The organism is Pantoea sp. Morm, assembly GCF_016643525.1.
Lineage (GTDB): Bacteria > Pseudomonadota > Gammaproteobacteria > Enterobacterales > Enterobacteriaceae > Pantoea > Pantoea dispersa.
This window is the reverse complement of the sequence record NZ_VOQX01000212.1, coordinates 1-2,120: the sequence shown is the minus strand read 5'-3', so window position 1 is coordinate 2,120 and position 2,120 is coordinate 1. Positions and strand designations below refer to the sequence as shown.

Below are 2,120 nucleotides of genomic sequence, written 5' to 3'. Positions count from 1 at the left end.
CGTCAGTGATAATCTGCCCGATATGGGAACCACAGCGGGTTCAACGCTATCCATTAATCAGGAATTACAAATTGGCGACTTCTACGTGCGCCAACTGCGCGCCAGTGCGCCGTTGATTAACGATCCGCTATTAAATCAATATATCAATGAGTTAGGGCAACGCCTGGTGGCGCATGCCAATTCGGTGCGCACGCCGTTTCACTTCTTTCTCATTCAGAATGACGAACTGAACGCTTTCGCCTTTTTCGGCGGCAACGTAGTGCTGCATTCATCATTGTTCCGCTACACCGACAATGAAAGCCAACTGGCGTCGGTGATGGCGCACGAAATTTCCCACGTCACCCAACGTCATCTGGCACGTGCGATGGAAGAGCAGAAGCGTAATGCGCCACTCACCTGGGTGGGTGCATTAGGGTCGATTCTGCTCGCCATTGCCAGCCCACAAGCCGGGATGGCAGCATTGACCGGTACATTGGCGGGCACGCAGCAGGGCATGATCAGCTTTACTCAGGCCAACGAGCAGGAAGCCGACCGCATCGGCATTCAGGTGCTGCAACGTGCGGGTTTCGATCCGCAGGCGATGCCAGCTTTCCTGCAGAAGCTCGCCGATCAAAGCCGCTTCTCCTCCAAACCACCGGAAATTTTACTGACGCACCCCTTACCGGATAGCCGTTTGGCCGATGCGCGTAACCGTGCCAACCAGATGCGCCCGGTGGTGGTGCAGTCATCGGAAGGCTTCTACATGGCGAAAGTGCGCTCGTTGGGTATGTACGCTACTGGCCGTAATCAGCTGACCGATGAGCTGTTAAATGAATACGCCAAAGGCAACTCACGTGAGCAAATGGCATCGCAATACGGTAAAGCGGTGCAGTTCCTGCAGGCAAAAAGCTTCGACAGCGCGAAAAAAATTATTACGCCAATGCTGGCGAAACAGCCGGATAACGTCTGGTTGCTGGATATCATGACGGATATCGACATCGGCCTGAACCAGCCGCAACAGGCCATCAACATGCTGACCAGCGCTAAAGGTAGCAGCACCAATCCGGTATTACAGCTCAACCTCGCTAACGCCTACGTCGAGGCAAAACAGCCAGCTAATGCCACGCGTATCCTTAATCGCTATACCTTTGCTCATCCCGATGACGTCAACGCCTGGGATTTACTGGCACAAGCCTCGGCAGCACAGGGATTACGGGATGAGGAGTTGTCGGCTCGAGCGGAAGGATTAGCACTCAACGGCCAGCTCGATCAGGCGATCACTACCCTCAGCAGCGCCAGCGCCCAGGTGCCGCTCGGTAGCCTGAAACAGGCGCGTTATGATGCCCGCATCGACCAGTTCCGCGAACTGCAAAAGCGGTTCCGTCAGTATCAGAAAGGATAAAAATAATGGTGAGCATTTATCACAACCCGCGCTGCAGCAAGAGCCGCGAAACCCTGGCGCTGTTGCAGGAAAAAGGCATAGCACCTGAAGTGGTGCTGTATCTTGAAACACCGCCTGACGTGCAGGCGCTAAAAAAACTGCTGCAACAGCTAGGCATGGGCAGTGCGCGCGATCTGATGCGCCGCAAAGAAGATCTTTATAAGGAGTTAAATCTGGCAGACAGCCAGTTGAGTGAAGATCAACTGCTGCAGGCGATGGTTGAGCATCCGAAACTGATCGAACGCCCCATCGTGATCAACGGTGATCAGGCACGCATTGGCCGTCCACCGGAAGCGGTGCTGGAGATTGTTTAAAGCCCCAGCGCTTCTTTAACAAAAGGAATGGTGAGCTTGCGCTGTGCGCTGATAGAAGCGCGATCCAATCGATCGAGGGTATCAAACAGCGTACGCATTTCGCGGTCGAGGCGTTTCAGCAGGAAGCGCCCGACATCTTCCGGTAACTCAAAACCACGCAGCCCAGCTCGCATTTGCATCGCCTGGAGTTTGTCTTCATCTGACAATGGCTGCAAACGATAGATTTGTCCCCAGTCGAGACGGGAAGCTAAGTCCGGCAGGCCGAGATTGAGCTGACGCGGTGGACGATCGACGGTGATCAGCAAACGCGTTTTGCCGATTTCCAGAATACGGTTCTAGAGATCGAAGATCGCCATCTCCCACTCGGCGTCACCGGCAATGCATTC

Annotated in this window: 2 protein-coding genes and 1 pseudogene; 2 read left to right on the top strand and 1 reads right to left on the bottom strand. The window is 54.4% G+C overall.

Going from position 1 to position 2,120, the window contains the following annotated elements; all coding sequences use genetic code 11:
- Together FT726_RS26920 and arsC are read left to right on the top strand one after the other, a co-directional pair.
- Positions 1 to 1,381: M48 family metallopeptidase (locus FT726_RS26920; protein WP_346303810.1), on the top strand; the 1,381-nt coding region annotated here is incomplete at its 5' end.
- A gap of 5 nt (positions 1,382 to 1,386) precedes the next feature.
- On the top strand, positions 1,387 to 1,734 hold the full coding sequence (gene arsC / locus FT726_RS26915) for an arsenate reductase (glutaredoxin) (RefSeq protein WP_346303809.1): 348 nt from the start codon (positions 1,387 to 1,389) through the stop codon (positions 1,732 to 1,734).
- On the opposite strand, the pseudogene FT726_RS26910 reads toward arsC, so the two are convergent.
- A pseudogene (locus FT726_RS26910) lies at positions 1,731 to 2,120 on the bottom strand (HdaA/DnaA family protein); the annotation flags it as partial. The gene arsC and the pseudogene FT726_RS26910 sit on opposite strands and share 4 nt — an antisense overlap.

Bases quoted from the DNA above. Each gene is read 5' to 3' on its own strand.
- arsC (WP_346303809.1), top strand. From the start codon at position 1,387: ATGGTGAGCATTTATCACAACCCGCGCTGCAGCAAGAGCCGCGAAACC.